This is a genomic window from Paractinoplanes deccanensis (assembly GCF_016862115.1).
GTDB classification, from domain to species: Bacteria; Actinomycetota; Actinomycetes; order Mycobacteriales; family Micromonosporaceae; genus Actinoplanes; species Actinoplanes deccanensis.
The window spans coordinates 35,545-49,654 of the sequence record NZ_BOMI01000033.1; the positions used below are offsets into that span (position 1 = coordinate 35,545).

15 protein-coding genes are annotated in these 14,110 nt (G+C 70.6%); 4 read left to right on the plus strand and 11 right to left on the minus strand.

The annotated features are described in order from the left end of the window. Positions 1–37 precede the first annotated feature (37 nt). The gene (locus tag Ade02nite_RS09340) at positions 38–832 is read right to left on the minus strand and encodes an IclR family transcriptional regulator (protein ID WP_203761157.1); all 795 of its coding nucleotides are present in this window, start codon (positions 830–832) and stop codon (positions 38–40) included. A gap of 71 nt (positions 833–903) precedes the next feature. Here Ade02nite_RS09340 and Ade02nite_RS09345 point away from each other — a divergent pair, with 71 nt between their 5' ends. Next, the gene (locus Ade02nite_RS09345; protein WP_203761158.1) at positions 904–1,230 is read left to right on the plus strand and encodes a putative quinol monooxygenase; all 327 of its coding nucleotides are present in this window, start codon (positions 904–906) and stop codon (positions 1,228–1,230) included. A gap of 18 nt (positions 1,231–1,248) precedes the next feature. Here Ade02nite_RS09345 and Ade02nite_RS09350 read toward each other — a convergent pair whose 3' ends face one another. From Ade02nite_RS09350 to Ade02nite_RS09360, 3 genes are all read right to left on the minus strand, one after another. Then, positions 1,249–2,397 carry an MFS transporter gene (locus Ade02nite_RS09350; protein ID WP_203761159.1) on the minus strand — a complete coding sequence of 383 codons (1,149 nt, stop codon included), beginning with the start codon at positions 2,395–2,397 and terminating at the stop codon, positions 1,249–1,251. Positions 2,398–2,733: 336 nt separating this feature from the next. Beyond that, positions 2,734–3,162, minus strand: coding sequence for a VOC family protein (locus Ade02nite_RS09355; protein WP_239168657.1), 429 nt, complete (start codon positions 3,160–3,162; stop codon positions 2,734–2,736). Positions 3,163–3,220: 58 nt separating this feature from the next. Beyond that, on the minus strand, positions 3,221–4,390 hold the full coding sequence (locus Ade02nite_RS09360; protein WP_203761160.1) for a hypothetical protein: 1,170 nt from the start codon (positions 4,388–4,390) through the stop codon (positions 3,221–3,223). Positions 4,391–5,025: 635 nt separating this feature from the next. On the opposite strand from Ade02nite_RS09360, the gene Ade02nite_RS09365 reads away from it, so the two are divergent. Genes Ade02nite_RS09365 through Ade02nite_RS09375 form a run of 3 tightly spaced genes read left to right on the plus strand, consistent with a single transcriptional unit; the run spans position 5,026 to position 7,175 of the window. Beyond that, the gene (locus Ade02nite_RS09365; RefSeq protein WP_203761161.1) at positions 5,026–6,108 is read left to right on the plus strand and encodes a hypothetical protein; all 1,083 of its coding nucleotides are present in this window, start codon (positions 5,026–5,028) and stop codon (positions 6,106–6,108) included. Beyond that, positions 6,084–6,419: a hypothetical protein gene (locus Ade02nite_RS09370; protein WP_203761162.1), complete on the plus strand. Its 336-nt coding sequence runs from the start codon at positions 6,084–6,086 to the stop codon at positions 6,417–6,419. Before Ade02nite_RS09365 ends, Ade02nite_RS09370 begins: the two co-directional genes overlap by 25 nt. 27 nt (positions 6,420–6,446) lie before the next feature. After that, positions 6,447–7,175, plus strand: coding sequence for an alanyl-tRNA editing protein (locus Ade02nite_RS09375; RefSeq protein ID WP_203761163.1), 729 nt, complete (start codon positions 6,447–6,449; stop codon positions 7,173–7,175). Positions 7,176–7,182: 7 nt separating this feature from the next. Here the strand turns inward: Ade02nite_RS09375 and Ade02nite_RS09380 are convergent, their stop codons facing one another. From Ade02nite_RS09380 to Ade02nite_RS09410, 7 genes are all read right to left on the minus strand, one after another. Then, a complete protein-coding gene (locus tag Ade02nite_RS09380; protein WP_203761164.1) occupies positions 7,183–8,328 on the minus strand; it encodes a sugar ABC transporter substrate-binding protein in 1,146 nt (381 codons plus the stop codon). A gap of 180 nt (positions 8,329–8,508) precedes the next feature. Then, a complete protein-coding gene (locus Ade02nite_RS09385) occupies positions 8,509–9,378 on the minus strand; it encodes a carbohydrate ABC transporter permease (RefSeq protein ID WP_203761165.1) in 870 nt (289 codons plus the stop codon). Then, a complete protein-coding gene (locus Ade02nite_RS09390; protein ID WP_203761166.1) occupies positions 9,378–10,373 on the minus strand; it encodes a carbohydrate ABC transporter permease in 996 nt (331 codons plus the stop codon). The genes Ade02nite_RS09385 and Ade02nite_RS09390 overlap by 1 nt, the downstream gene beginning before the upstream one ends. Then, positions 10,373–11,764 (minus strand): ABC transporter substrate-binding protein, encoded by a 1,392-nt coding sequence (locus Ade02nite_RS09395; protein ID WP_203761167.1) that lies wholly within the window; start codon positions 11,762–11,764, stop codon positions 10,373–10,375. Before Ade02nite_RS09395 ends, Ade02nite_RS09390 begins: the two co-directional genes overlap by 1 nt. A 44-nt stretch (positions 11,765–11,808) precedes the next feature. Beyond that, positions 11,809–12,813: an ABC-2 membrane transporter-related protein gene (locus Ade02nite_RS09400; protein WP_203761168.1), complete on the minus strand. Its 1,005-nt coding sequence runs from the start codon at positions 12,811–12,813 to the stop codon at positions 11,809–11,811. After that, positions 12,810–13,688 (minus strand): ABC transporter ATP-binding protein, encoded by an 879-nt coding sequence (locus tag Ade02nite_RS09405; RefSeq protein ID WP_203761169.1) that lies wholly within the window; start codon positions 13,686–13,688, stop codon positions 12,810–12,812. The genes Ade02nite_RS09400 and Ade02nite_RS09405 overlap by 4 nt, the downstream gene beginning before the upstream one ends. Beyond that, the gene (locus Ade02nite_RS09410; RefSeq protein WP_203761170.1) at positions 13,685–14,092 is read right to left on the minus strand and encodes a GntR family transcriptional regulator; all 408 of its coding nucleotides are present in this window, start codon (positions 14,090–14,092) and stop codon (positions 13,685–13,687) included. The genes Ade02nite_RS09405 and Ade02nite_RS09410 overlap by 4 nt, the downstream gene beginning before the upstream one ends. Positions 14,093–14,110: the final 18 nt, after the last annotated feature.

A 14,110-nucleotide genomic window follows, 5' to 3' on the forward strand; every position in this document is an offset into this window, starting at 1 on the left:
GCCGAAGGCCACGAGCGGTGCCTACCGGTGACACCGATCAGTGAAGGCGCCCGTTTCGGGTCGCGCTTGCCAGCGACACCGCTCGCGTGGCGCGCACCGCGCCCAGCCGCACCGCCCGCTCCACCGACCACCGGTCCGAGCGCAGCCTGCCCGTCGGCATCGAGATCGCCACCGCACCCACGAACCGCCCCGCCGCGTCCGTCACCGGCGCGGCCATGCAGCTCAGCCCGGCCTGGAACTCGTCCACCTCGACCGCCAGGCCGGTGCCCGCCACCTGGCGCAACTGCCGGCGCAGCAGGGTCAGATCCGTGACCGTGCCCGCCGTCACCGACGGGAGGCCGTGCACCAGGATCGCCTCCAGCTCGTCCGGCGGCAGCATGGCGAGCATCAGCTTGCCGAAGGCCGTCGCGTGCGGCACCTGATGAAAGCCGACCCCGAGAGGATTGATGCGCGGATGCCGGGGACACTCCGCCACGTGCGCCACGATCATCTCGTGGTCGCGCAGCGCCGCGTAGTAGGCCGCCGCCCGCGCCTCCCGATGGACCACCGACGCGACCCGGCGCACCTCCGGCGGCACCGCGATCTGCCGGTGCAGGCCGCGCGCGAGATCGTCGACCCGGTGCCCCAGCGCGTACGCCCGCTCCTCACCCAGGTGGACCAGATAGCCGCCGTTCACCAGGGTCGTCAGCAGGTGATACGTCGTCGGCAAGGTGAGACCCAGCGCTGTCGCCAGCTCCTTCGCCGTCACCGGCCCGCCCGCGGCGGCAAAATGATCAAGTACTCGCATCGCCCGCTCGACGGACTGCAGGACGCCGGTGCCCTTGCCGCTCATGTCCCCAGCCTGCGTGCCGGGCCACGATGGGGAAAGCCCGCTTCCTGATCGCGCGAAAGGTGGACACCGCCATGATCTTCATTACCGCCAAGTTCCGCATCAAGCCCGAGCACGCCGACGCCTGGCCGCGGATCTCCGCCCCGTTCACCCAGGCCACCCGCTCCGAGCCCGGCTGCCTCTGGTTCGACTGGTCCCGCAGCCTCGACGACCCCACCGAGTACGTCCTGGTCGAGGCCTTCCGCGACGGCGACGCCGGCGCCGCCCACGTGGGCTCGGCCCACTTCAAGCAGGCCCAGCAGGACCTCCCGCAATACCTCGTCGCCACCCCGAAGATCATCAGCCAGACCGTCGGCCAGGACGACTGGGCCGAGCTGGGCGAGCTGGCCGTTCGCCCCTGAGCGGTGCGGCGGAAGCGCTCAGGCGGGCGCTTCCGCCAGCTCCCGGCGGCCGGCGGCGCGCCGACGCGTACCTATCAGGAAAGCGACCCCACCCACCCCCGCCGCCACCGCGCAGAGCAGCAGGGTCGCCCGGTAGCCGAAGTGCGAGATCGCGACGCCGGACACGATGCCCGAGACCAGCAGGCCGGCCGTCGACGCGTTCGCGAAAAGGGTGGTGGCCCGCCCGGTCGCCGGGGCCAGCAGGTCCTGGAAGTAGCGGATACCGGCCGCCCCCACGATGGCGATGCCCACGCCGCGCAGGGCCTGGCCCAGCACGAGCAGCGGCATCCCCGTGGACACCACCGTGAGGGCGTAGTAGCCGACGAACGACCCGAAGCCGCCGGCGATCAGGGCGCGCTGGCTCAGCCTGGCCGGGAGCACCGCCAGCCCCAGCGTGGCCACCACCTCGACGGCGGCGCACACGCTGAGCAGCACACCGACCGACGCCGCCGGCTGGTGCAGCGCGCGCGTGACGTACAGCGGCAGCGCCAGCCCGCCCGCGAACATCGCCGTGAAGAACAGCGTGACGCTCACGGTCAGCAGCACGGGCGTGCGGCCCGGCGCCGAGCCGGCCGCCTGGACCACGCCGGGCTTCGGCACCGCGAACACGGCGAGACCGGCGACCAGGAACACCGCCGCGGCCGTCCACATCAGCCACGAGTAGCCGGCCCGGGACAGCACCAGCGCACCGAGCAGCGGCCCGACCGCCCACGCGAGCGACCACGCCGACCGCAGCAGCGGCACCGAGCGCTGCCCGGCCGCCCCCTCGCCGAGCACGGCCCGCGCCAGCGAGAACAGCTGCGGGAACGCCGCACCCATCGCCCCGAGGATCGTCCCCGCCATCAGCAGCAGCACCAGAAAGCTGGACACCCGGGGCAGCAGCGCATAGCCCGCCGCACCCACCAGGATCACCGCGATGCCGTACGCCCGCGCCGGCCGCCGGTCGAACAGCCGCCCCAGCCACCAGCCGATCGTGATCCCGCCGACCGCGAACACCGACGACCACACACCGATCTGCAGCGGCGTCAGCCCCACCACATCCGCCGCGAACAGCACGATGTACGAGTGGGCCATCGAGTCCGCGACCCCGAGCAGGAGAACAGCACCGAACAACGCGAGAAAGGGCACCCGACCTTCGTACCGGCCCACCTCGCGAAACGATATCGATTTATCCCACCGGCAGCGCGAACCGCCCGGCACGCCCCTCGACCGCCGCGGAAGCGAAGAAGGCCACCTCCGCCCGCGTCACTACGGCGGTCCCTGATGCGGCCCTCGTACCACCTGACCAGCGTGGCCGTGTCCGTGGTGACCTGGCCGTCCTCGGTGAATCCGGGCGCCTCGGCGCAGACCTCGTTGCCGGTCGTGGCAACGACGAGCCAGTAACGGTTCGGCGGGCGCCGGTCGGTGATGTCGAACCGCACCACGACGCGTCCGCTCGACTCGATGATGTGGAGGCCCACGTGTTCACCGCTCGAGCTCCTCGAAGAGGGTGACGTGCAGGTCGCCCGGGGCGTCGAGACGGGCGTTCAGTGAGCGCCACGGCGTCTCGGTCGGGGGCGCGACGACCCGGGCGCCGGCCGCGGTGGCCTCGGCTGTGCGGGCGGGCGCGTCGTCCACCTCGAACGCTATGCGGAAGCGGGGCGCGACCGGCCGGCCCACCTCGACGTCGTCGACGTAGCGGTGGTGGGCCGGGTTCGCCAGCTCCAGGGTGGCCCGCCCGGCCTCCAGGATCATCACCCGTTCGTCGCCGTCGCCGCTGAAGGCCGCCTCCTCGGGCAGCCCGAGCGCGTCCCGGAAGAACGCCACCGCGGCGTCGAAGTCCTCGACCTCGACGATCAGCCGCATCTGCCGCACCCGGCCGGTCATCGCCGCGCCTCGCCTGCGAGCACCCATTCCTCGATCATGTCGACACCCTTCCGGCCGGGCCGTTCGGTGGCAAGCCCTTGAGGCGTCACAGGCACTTGGCGTCCATCAGCCGTTCCGCCTCGGCGCGGACCTTGGGCAGGGCGTCGAGCACCTCGTCGATGCGCGCGACGAAATCGCGGACGACGTCGCCGGGCAGCAGCACCGAGCGGGACTCCTCGAGGTCACCGTCCGCCGTCCCTCGGTCGGGCGGGAGCAGTTGGACGGTCTTCGGGGCCGACGTCAGGATCGCGCGCATCTTCGACAGGTCCGACGCCCTCTCGTCGAGGAACGTGGCGACGGCGGTGCGTGGCTCCCAGAAATCCTCGGTCATCCCGTGGACGTCATGCGGGTGGTGCTTCGCGGTGCAGGCCGGCCAGTCGAATTCGCGCCCGTACCGCATCTCCACGAGGCTCCGGTTCACCACCACGCGCTGGGCGAACTTGCCGATCAGGGATACGAGGCCCGCCGGGTCCTCGATGTCCGGCAACGCGCGGAACACCACCACGAACGGGTCGCCGACGTCCACCGCCGCGCCGTTGTTGTACGACAAGGACATGGCGATCCGGTAGAAGGTCGTGCTCCTCCAGGACCAGCTCGGCGGGTCGATCAGCTGGACCTCGAACCTGTCCGCCCCGGCCGGCTCGACCGCGAGCGCGACGGCGCGGCTGACCCGCTGCTCGCCGTCGCGCGGCGGCGGAAGGGTGACAGGGTAGGTGGCCGACGACCTCAGCACCGCCCCGGCGGTGTACGACAGGACGAACTCGTGCGGGGTGTACCGGAAGGACTCGGCAATGGTGAGGTCGATGCCGTTCAGCACGGCCGTGACCGTGCCGCTGTTGACGACGCGGACGTCGACGGTCACCACCCGCACGCCGGGAGAGGGCCGCAACGGCAGCAGCTCGTCCTCCTCCGGCTCGGCCGGGGGCATCGTCGACGCGGCGAACCGCACGCCGGCGATCTCGAGCCGTGCCCCGCCGGGCCGGGCGCCGGCTTCGTAGCGCCGCTGGGCCCACCACACGAGGACCCCGGAACCGGCCACCGCGACGATCGACCCGGTCAGCCACCACAGAGACTGCTCCTTCATGGACGGCAGCCACGCCGGCCACCAGCTCACCTCGCTGCCGGTCGCCGCGTTCGCCGCCACCGAGGCCAGGCCCGCCGCCGCGGCGGCGATCACCGCCGCCACCAACACCAGGAAGAGCCCCCGACCCCGCACGAGCCCATCCAAGCGCACCCTTCGCCGTCGTCACCACCCCGCTTTCCGGCGGCCGCCCTGGTGGCGTCGTGAAAGCGAGCGAACAAGGCCGACACTCGCGCGGCGGACGCTGTGCTGCCCGGACCCGCGTCAGTACGGTGTGGACGTGCGTGGCGGCTTATCAATGAGGTTTCGGCGGCGCCTGTGGTGGTCGGGAGTGCCGGCCGCCGTCGCCGGCGTGGGCGCATGGGCCGCCCTGGCTGACAACAAGGCCGGATGGACGGCCGTGTCCGCCTCCGCCGCTGCCGTGGCCGGCGCCTTCGGGCCCACGATCGCCGATCGGCGCGCCGCCCGCCAGGACCGCCGGGAGCGGCAAGCTCGCCGCATGCGGGACATCGAGTCGGCGGAGTTTCCGCAGTCGGTGGCGCTGCTCCTGCATCCACGCCGGCACGTGGTCGAGTTCTTCGGCCGCGGCTGGGTTCTTCGAGAGCTGGAGAACTGGGTCGCAGACCCGTCGGCCTCGGCCGTTCGGCTGCTGATCGGAGCGGGCGGAGTGGGAAAGACCCGTCTCGCGTGGCACTTCTGCCGCCGCGTGCCCGGCCGGACGTTCGTGCCCGTCCGGCTGCAGCGCCGCGCAGCGATCCGACGGCACGAAGGTGCTGCTGCTCGCCCGCAACGCCAACCTGTGGTGGCGGACGCTCTCGGCGGCATACCCCGAGCAGGGCCACCTTGTCGACGCGCTCACCGTCCCGGGCAACGTGATCGAGTTGAGCGCGCGCATCGAGGAACGGGCACCCGGCCAGATCGTGGCCGGCGCCGTGGCCGCCTTCGCCGAGCATCTGCGCCTTCCCGTTCCGCCCCTGCCGCAGTGCCATGGCGATCCGGACACGCCGATTCTTCGTCTGCACGCAGAGGCTCTGGTGGCCGTCCTGAGCGGCGGCCACCGCTCCGGCTCGGCCGATGTGCTGGCCGAGGTGTTGGCTCACGAAGCCCGGTATTGGCGAAGCGTTGCCCGGCGCGCGGGCCTTCCCGCCGGCGAGGAACCCGATTCGGACATCGCGCTGCGGCAGCTCGCCGGCCAGGCGGCGCTGCTGGGCGCTTCCGGCGACGACCAAGTGGCCGACCTCGTCAGCAGGGCGCCGTCGTTGGCCGGTATCGATCGGCGTCTCACACGGCGCTACGCCGGCTGGCTGACCAGTCTGTACCCGGCCGAGGCGGCGGGCGGCGACCTGGGCGCCGTCCATCCTGACCTCCTCGCCGAGTCCCTCGCCGTGCAGGTACTACACGAGCAGCCGCCCGACAGGCGCACCGCCCTCTTTCAGGGTTTGTCGGCCGCTCAGGCGGCCCAGGCGCTGACGACGCTGGGGCGAGCAAGCGCTCACCAACCGGACGCCGATGCGATGATCACCATCGCACTCGACGCGGACGTCCCCCGCATGACTGAGGCAGTCATTACGATCGCCGTCCAGTTCCCTCGCCAGTTCACGCCACGGATGACTGCCGCGGTCGCTGCCAAGCCCCTCGGGCGGCAGGTGGCCGGCGCTCTCGTGGAGCGGGCGACAATCCGGACGCCTATCTGCCCGACCTGGCCATGTCGCTGCTCAACCCAGCGTTTCAAGCCGTCGTGGACGGGCAGCCGGCGGAGGCGCTGGGTGCCACCGAGGAAGCAATCTTCCTGTACCGGCAGCTTGCCGCTCGCAATCCCGAAGCCTATGTGCCGGGCCTCGCGGACTCACTGAACAGCCATGCGCTCGAGCTGGTTCGGGCCGGCCGATCGCATGAGGCGCTCGAGGCCTGCGCGGAAGCGGTCAGTCTCCTGCGCGCGGCAGTCGGCGCGGAGGGGGATGCGCACCTTCCGAACCTCGCGGTCTACCTGGTGGATCTCGCCCGTATCACGCTCTGGAGCGAAGGCGACGTCGCTCGCTCCGTCGAGATCACCGAGGAGGCCTACCGTTACCTCGACGAGCTCGCCGCGCGGGATCCTCGCTGCTTCCGCGGCCTCCGCGAGGCCGTCAGGAGAGATCAGTTCCGATTTGCGTACCGGCACTGACGGCGGCTCATGCCCTAGGGTCGGGCCATGGGTGAACGTCTGGACTGGGCCGATCCGACGCTGCGGGAGTGGGACTGCACGGTGGTGTGGTCCGATCCCGCCGACCCGGAGCGGGGGATCGTGCTCGACCGGTCGGCCTTCTACCCCGGTGGGGGCGGGCAGCCGCCGGACCACGGGGTGCTGCTCTGGGAGGGTGTGCAGACCCGGATCGTCGACACCAGGAAGGGTGACGACTTCCATCTGATCCCGGCCGCCGGTGATCCGGTGCCGGTCGCGGGGACCAAGGTTCGCGGGGCGATCGACGATGCCCGGCGCAGCACGCTGATGCGGACGCACTCGGGGCTGCACATCTTGTGCGGCACGGTCTTCCGCGACTTCGGGGCGCTGGTCACCGGCGGCAACATGCAGCCGGGCGAGGCGCGGATGGACTTCAATCTGCCGGAGGTGCCGGCGGGGTTCAAGCAGGCGCTGGAGGACGCGGTCAACGCGGAGATCGCGGCGGATCGGAAGATCGTGGCGCGGGTGCTGCCGCGGGAGGAGGCGCTGCGGATTCCGACGCTCGTGCGGACGCAGGATGCCCTGCCGCCGCTCGGCGAGCCGCAGATCCGGGTGATCGACATCGTGGGGCTGGACGTGCAGGCCGACGGCGGGACGCACGTGGCCTCGACCCGGCAGGTGGGCCGGGTCGAGGTGGTCAAGGTGGAGAGCAAGGGCCGGCAGAACCGCCGGGTGCGGATCCGCCTGGCCCCTGCCTGAGCGCGGGTTACTCCGCGTCGGCGTCGGTGTCGGCGCTGGCCGGCACGCCGATCTTGTTGGCGGTGCAGAGCTTGGCGTAGGCGCCGGCGCAGAGCTTGTTCTTGTCGATGAAGCCCGCGTTGATCACGTTGTTGATCTTGTCCTTGGTGATGGACTGGGCGAGGATCGACTTGAACGGGATGTAGGCGCCCGACTCGGGGTCCTTGATCTTGTCGGTGACCTGCGGCTTCTGGCCCTTGAACAGCGCGATGGCCACGTTGGCCGCGGCGGCGGCCTCCTGCTCGAGCGGCTTGAAGATGGTGACGCACTGGTCGCCGGTGAGGACCGCCTGCACGCCCTCGAGGGTGGCGTCCTGGCCGGTGACCGGCACCCGCTTGTTGAGGCCCTTCGCCTTGAGCACCTTGATGACCGCGCCGGCGATGCCGTCGTTCGCGGCGAGCACGCCCCCGATGTTCGGCGCCTGCCCGATCATCTGCTTGAAGATCTTCTCGGCCTCCTCGGGCTCCCAGCCGGGCACCCACTGGTCCGGGCCCTTCTTGGCCTGCGCGTTGTCGTACATCGGCTGAAGGATCTCGTCGTAGCCGTTCTTGAAAAGCGTGGCGTTGTTGTCGGACTTCGAGCCGTTCAGCTCGGCGATGACCGGGTTGGCGACGTTGCGCTGCTCCAGGCACTTGCTCAGTGCCCGCGCCTGCTGCCGGCCGACGTCCTCGTTGTCGAAGCTCACGTAGTAGTCGGCGCCGCCGTTGAGGGTGAGCCGGTCGTAGTCGATGGTCGGGATCTTGTTCTGCCGGGCCTTGTCGAGGACGGCCTTGCCGCTGGCCGCGTCGAGGCTCGCGATGATCAGCACCTTGACGCCGCTGTTGATCATCGATTCGCCGATCTTGATGAAGTTCGCCTCGTCGCCCTGGGCGTTCTGGATCTCGACGGGGACGCCGGCCTTGTCGAACGCCGCCTGCAGGTACTTGGGGTCGTCGTTGCCCCAGCGCTGCGAGCTCTTGGTGTCGGGGAGGATCACGCCCACGCGCGCCTTGCCGCCGTTGCTCGTGTTGGTGCCACCACTGGCTTCGCTCGAGTCACTGGAGTCGTCACACGCAGTCATGGTGGCTGTCGCCATCACACCCGCCATGGCGAGAGCCAACAGTTTCTTGCGCATGGGTGAGTTGTCCTCTCCGGTGGAACCCGACCTGGATGACGCCCGAACAGCGGACCTAGTATCGGATAGCCGTCAATGCACTCGACAAGGGGTACGGTGCCGGAGAGAAAAATAGTTCATTTCCGCGGAGTTATCACCTTCTCACTACACACCGTATCGATGCCTGTGATCATGCCCTGGTCAGCCCTTGTCCGCGCCGGCCGTGAGCCCCTCGGTCAGCAGCCGCTCGGCCGCGAAGAAGATGATCACGATGGGGACGGTCAGCACCACGGAGCCCGCCATGAGCACCGTCTTGCTCACCTCGATGCCCCCGGAAAGCTGGGCAAGCCCCAACGAAACGGTCCAATCGGCCCGGTCCTCCACCAGGAACAAAAGAGCGAAGAGAAATTCGTTCCAGGCGATCATGAACACGTAGAGCGCGTTCGCCATCACGGCGGGTGCCGCCAGCGGCAGTACGATCTTGCGTAGCGTCTGGAGCCGGGAGTAGCCGTCGACCGCCGCGGCCTCCTCCAGGCTCTCCGGGATCGTCGTCAGGTAGTTGCGCAGCATGTAGATCGAGACCGGCACGGTCTGCGCGATGTACACGATCGTCAGCCCGCCGAGCGAGCCGCGCAGCCCCAGCCGCGTGAAGAGCACGAAGAGCGGGATCGCGAGCAGGATCGACGGGAACAGGTAGACGGCGAGGAACAGGAAGTGCACCTGCTTGCGGCCGACGAAGCGCAACCGGCTCACCGCATACGCCCCGGGGATCGACACCAGCAGCGTGACCGCCGTCGCGGCCAGCGAGACCAGCGCCGAGTTGGCCAAGAACTTGACGAAGCCCTGTCCCCCGTCCTCGGCGGAGGTCAGCACCTCGCGGTACGTGGTGATCGTCCAGTCCGCCGGGCCCGCCCAGACGCGCCCCGGGTTCTGCAGCACCTCCTCGATCGGCCGGATCGACAGCAGCAGCATGTAATAGAACGGGAAGAGGGTCACCAGGACCAGCCCGGCGATCACCACCCAGCGCAGCACCCGCAGCACGCGGGTCTCGACCATCGCCCGGTCGGCCATCAGCTCTCGCCCTCCACCCGCGGCGCCAGGAACTTGAGATAGACCGCCAGCAGGACGATCAGGCCGAGGGCGAGCACCAGCGCCTGCGCCGAGGCGGCGCCGATGTCGAAGCGCGCGGTCAGGAAGTTGTAGACCCGCACGCTGACCACCTCGGTGCCGGCGCCGCCGCCGGTGAGCAGGTAGACGTCGTCGAACTTGTTGAAGGTCATGATGAACCGCAGGACCGTGAGCAGGGCGATCACCGCGCCGAGCTGCGGCAGCAGGACGTGCCGGAAGATCTGCGTGGGTGCGGCGCCGTCGACCCGCGCGGCCTCCTCCAGATCCTGCGGTACGGCCTGCAGGCGCGCGAGCAGGAACAGGAACGCGAACGGGAAGTACCGCCACGCCTCGAAGACGATCACCGTGAGCAGCGCCAGCGGGACGTCGAAGTGCCAGCCGAACAGCGACACCTCGTACTCCCGCTGGCTGAGGAAGGCGATCGGCCGGTCCCAGCCCAGGAACCGCGTGCCCCAGTTGTTGGCGAGGCCGAACTGAGGGCTGAGCAGGCTCTCCCAGACGAACGTTACGGCCACCACCGGAGCCACGTACGGCAGCAGGACCGACGCCCGCACGAACGTGCGCCCGCGGAACCGGCCGCGCAGCGCCAGCGCCGCGATCAGCCCGAGCAGGATCGAGCCGAACGTCGCGCCGATCGTGTAGACGAGCGTGGTCCACAGCGACGACCAGAAGCCGGGCGAGGTGAGCACGAGCTCGAGGTTGGCCAGGGTGTAGTCGCCGAAGACGCCCGCGCGGCGCAGGTTGATCAGCCGGATGCGCTGGAAGCCCAGCATGACCGTCCAGAGCACCGGCAGCACCACGACCACGAGCACGACGATCAGGGTCGGGGAGAGATAGGCCAGGCCGGCGCGGTTCTCCCGCTGCCGCCGGGTGAGCACCCGGCGGCTGGCGGCAGCCGGCGTGGGGGCCGGCGGGTCCTTCCGTGAGGTCGCGACCATCACTCGAGGGTCTTCTGGATGGACTTGACGTCGTCGGCCGCCCGCTTGGCGGCGCCGGCGGCGTCGGTCTCGCCGCCCGCGAGTGCGTTGATCGCCTTGGGTACCGGCAGTTCGCCGAGCGTGGCGCCGACCAGCGCGCCCTGCTTCTGCGGGAAGCCCCAGCGCTGGAACGTGTCCGGGCTCTTGGCGAGCGCCGTGATCACCTCGGCCGGGTAGACCTCGCCCAGCGGCTTCTTGCTGTCCACGCCGGCGGGCAGCGAGTTCCACGCGGTGGTGAACTTGTCCGGCGAGCCGGAGTCGCCCTTGCGGACGGGGAACTTGCCCTCCGGGGCGATCCCGAGCCAGTCGGAGTAGCCCTCGTTCATCATGTACGACACGAACTTCTTGGCGTTGCCGGTGTTCGCGCCGTCCTTGGTGATGGTCCAGCTGGTGATCTCGCCGAACTGGGCGGGCTTGCCGCTCGGGCCGGAGACGGCGGTGACCACGCCGGTGTTCTTGGCGAGGAACTCCTTGTCGGACTTGCACTGCGAGCAGGTCGGCAGGGCGTCGTTGCGCAGCCCGGCGAGCTCGTCGAGCAGGAACGACGACCAGACCACCATGGCGGCCTTGCCGGCGAAGTAGGTGGCGCGCGTACTGTCGACATCCTGGGCGCCCGGCACCGAGTACTTCTGGACCAGGTCCCCGTACAGCTGGAAGGTCTCGACGCACGGCGGCGCGTCGAGCGTGACCGTCTTGTCGGCCGTGACCAGCTCACAGCCGTTGCCCAGCGCGAAGTTCTCGAAGCTCTGCGCCGTGAAGGCGTCGTTCGGCACGGTCGCCATGGTGACGCCCGCGACGCCGCCGGTGTTCAGCTTCTGCGCCGCCGCCCGGATCTTGTCGAAGGTGTCCGGCGCGCCGAGGCCCGCCGCCTTGAAGAGATCGCTGCGGTAGAAGAGCAACTGGGCCCACCCGTCGGAGGGGACCGCGAGCTGCTTGCCGTCCTGCCCGGTCAGCTCCAGCGCCCGCGGCGAGAAGGTCGCGCCACCCAGCCCGTCGACGACCGCCTTGGCCGCGTCGGTGTCGAGCAGGTCGTTGGTGGCCATCTGCGCCACCGCCGCCAGCGGCAGCGCGCCGACCACGTCGGGCAGCGTGCCGGCCGCCGCGGCCGAGGTGATCAGGCTGGAGAACTGGTTCTCGTCGGTCGCCACGATCTTGACCGGGACGCCGGTGGCCTGGGTGAACTTGTCCGCGATGGCCTGGGTGGCCTGCACGCGGTCGGTCTGGTTCTCGAGGCTCCAGACGGTGAGGGCGCCCCCGCCCTCACCGCCGCCGTCGTCGTCGCCGCAGCCCGTGAGCGCGGCGGCGGCCAGGGTGGCCGCCGCCGCCGCGGCGAGGGTCCGTGAGATCTTCATCCGTTTCCTCCCCGTTACATATCGATGACGGAGAAGATCTCACGCTAAGCCACTCTGCGCTGGATCCACCAGAGGGAGAACACCGACAGCAGTACCGCGATCACGGCGAGCAGCCCGAACTCGCGCCACTGGAGGGCCCAGAACTTGTCCGGCGGGATGTAGGTGACCTCCTGCCGCAGGTTCTGGCCGGCGAGCCACTGCTCGCACTCCTGCGGACCGCCCGCCCGGCCGCATTTCACGGGATCGGACGGGCCGTGGTACTCCTTGCCGTCCGGGCCGGCCATCGTGTTGGAGAGCACCCAGGCGCCGCGGACCGGTGGCCCCTGGGTGACGTCGATGCGATTGTCCGGATGGATGCCCAGTTGCTCGATCTTGCTGGGGTCGAAGGCCGCGGTGGCGCTGACCGGGGTGACCAGGTGCTCGCGGACGACGAACGGCACCACGGCCTGGACGAGGGCCACGGCCAGCAGCGTGACCGCCATGGCCGGGATCGCCCGCCGGACCACCATGCCGATCACGACGCCGGCGACGAACCCCACCGCCGCGTAACCGATGGGGACGACACCGCGGGCCGAGAACACCGCCGGGTACATGCGCCCCGGACCGGCCTCGTCGAGCGGCACGGTCCACCACGTCACCACGGCGCTGATCGTCACGGCGACGACGACGGTGGCGAGGCCGACGGTGACCAGCTTGACGACGAGCCAGCGCCGCCGGCTGACCGTCTGGTTCCAGACCAGCCGGTGGGTGCCGGTCTCGACCTCGCGGGCCACCATCGGGGCGCCCCAGAAGATGCCGACCAGCCCGGGCAGCAGGAGCAGCGCTCCGGTGCCCACCACGTACAGCGTGGTGTTGAGCGCGTCGGTGGCCTGGGCCGTGAAGTTGCGGGCGATCTCGCCGCAGTCGGCGGTGCAGTCGGCGAAGCCGCTGCTGCGGTAGAGGTCGTAGAGGGCGGGCCCGGTCGCCGCGAGCGCGGCCGCGACGACGGCGGCGAAGACCACCGCCACCCAGGCCTGGATGCGGAACTGCCGCCAGGTCAGCCAGATCATCGCTTCTCCAGCACGCGGTCGCGGCCGTGGGCACCGGCCTCGGTCATGTAGGCGAGGACGAGGTCCTCCAGGTCGAGCCGGTCGGACGCCCAGGTGGGGTCGTCGACCGGGGCGGTGCTGCGCACCACCAGGGTGGACTGCACGTCGGTGTGGCTGGCCTGCACCACGTGCCGCCCCGGGCCGAGCGTGGACGGGTCGCGGCGCGGGCCGGTCAGCCGGTGGTGCGTGCCGAGCAGCTCCTCGACGTCGCCGTCCACCCGCACCCGCGAGTTCACGAGCACGATCAGGTGGTCACAGACCCGCTCCAGGTCCGCCACGAGGTGCGAGGACATCACGACGCTGGTGCCGTGCTCCGCCGCGTACGCCATCAGCCCTTGCAGGAACTCACGGCGCGCCAGCGGATCGAGGGCGGCGACCGGCTCGTCGAGGAGCAGCAGCTCGGGCCGCTTCGCGATGGCGAGGGTGAGCGCGAGCTGGGCCCGCTGGCCGCCGGAGAGCTTGCCGGCGCGCTGCGCCGGGTCGAGGCCGAGCTCGGCGATGCGCCCCTCGGCGAGCGCCTGGTCCCAGCCGGGGTTGAGGTGGGCGCCGAACCGCAGGTGCTCGGCGATGGTCAGGTTGCCGTAGACCGGGGTGTCCTGCGCGACGAACCCGATGCGCGGGGAACCGGTGTGCGGGGTCTCGCCGAGCACCTCGATCGTGCCCGCGGTCGGCGTGAGCAGGCCGCAGGTGAGCTGCAGGAGCGTCGACTTGCCGGCGCCGTTCGGGCCGACCAGGCCGACCACGTGGCCGGCCGGGACGTGCAGGGTGCAGTCGCTGAGCGCGGTACGCCGCCCGTACCGCTTGGTGAGGCCGGTCGTCGTGATGACGCTACTCATCCCCGTCTCCCTGCTCGTTCTTCCGAAAACTCACGAAAGGTGCTGATCAGGAGCGCCTCGACGTCCTCGTCGTCGAGACCCGCGGCCCGGGCGCGGCCGAGCCAGCCGGTGAGCTCGCGGCGCAGCGGCTCGTGCGCCGCGATCGCCTCGTCGCCGCCGGCGAGCGTGCGCGTGACGAAGGTGCCAAGGCCGGGGCGGGGCTGGACGAGCCCCTCGTACTCCAGCTCGCGGTAGGCCTTGAGCACCGTGTTCGGGTTGATCGCCACGCGGGCCACCACGTCCTTGACGGTGGGCAGCCGGTCGCCCTCCTTGAGCAACCCGAGCCGCAGCGCGTGACGCACCTGCTGAATCAACTGCAGGTAGGGCGCGACACCCGATCGCGCGTCCAGGTGAAACTCGATCATCCTTAACCTCTATTTCAC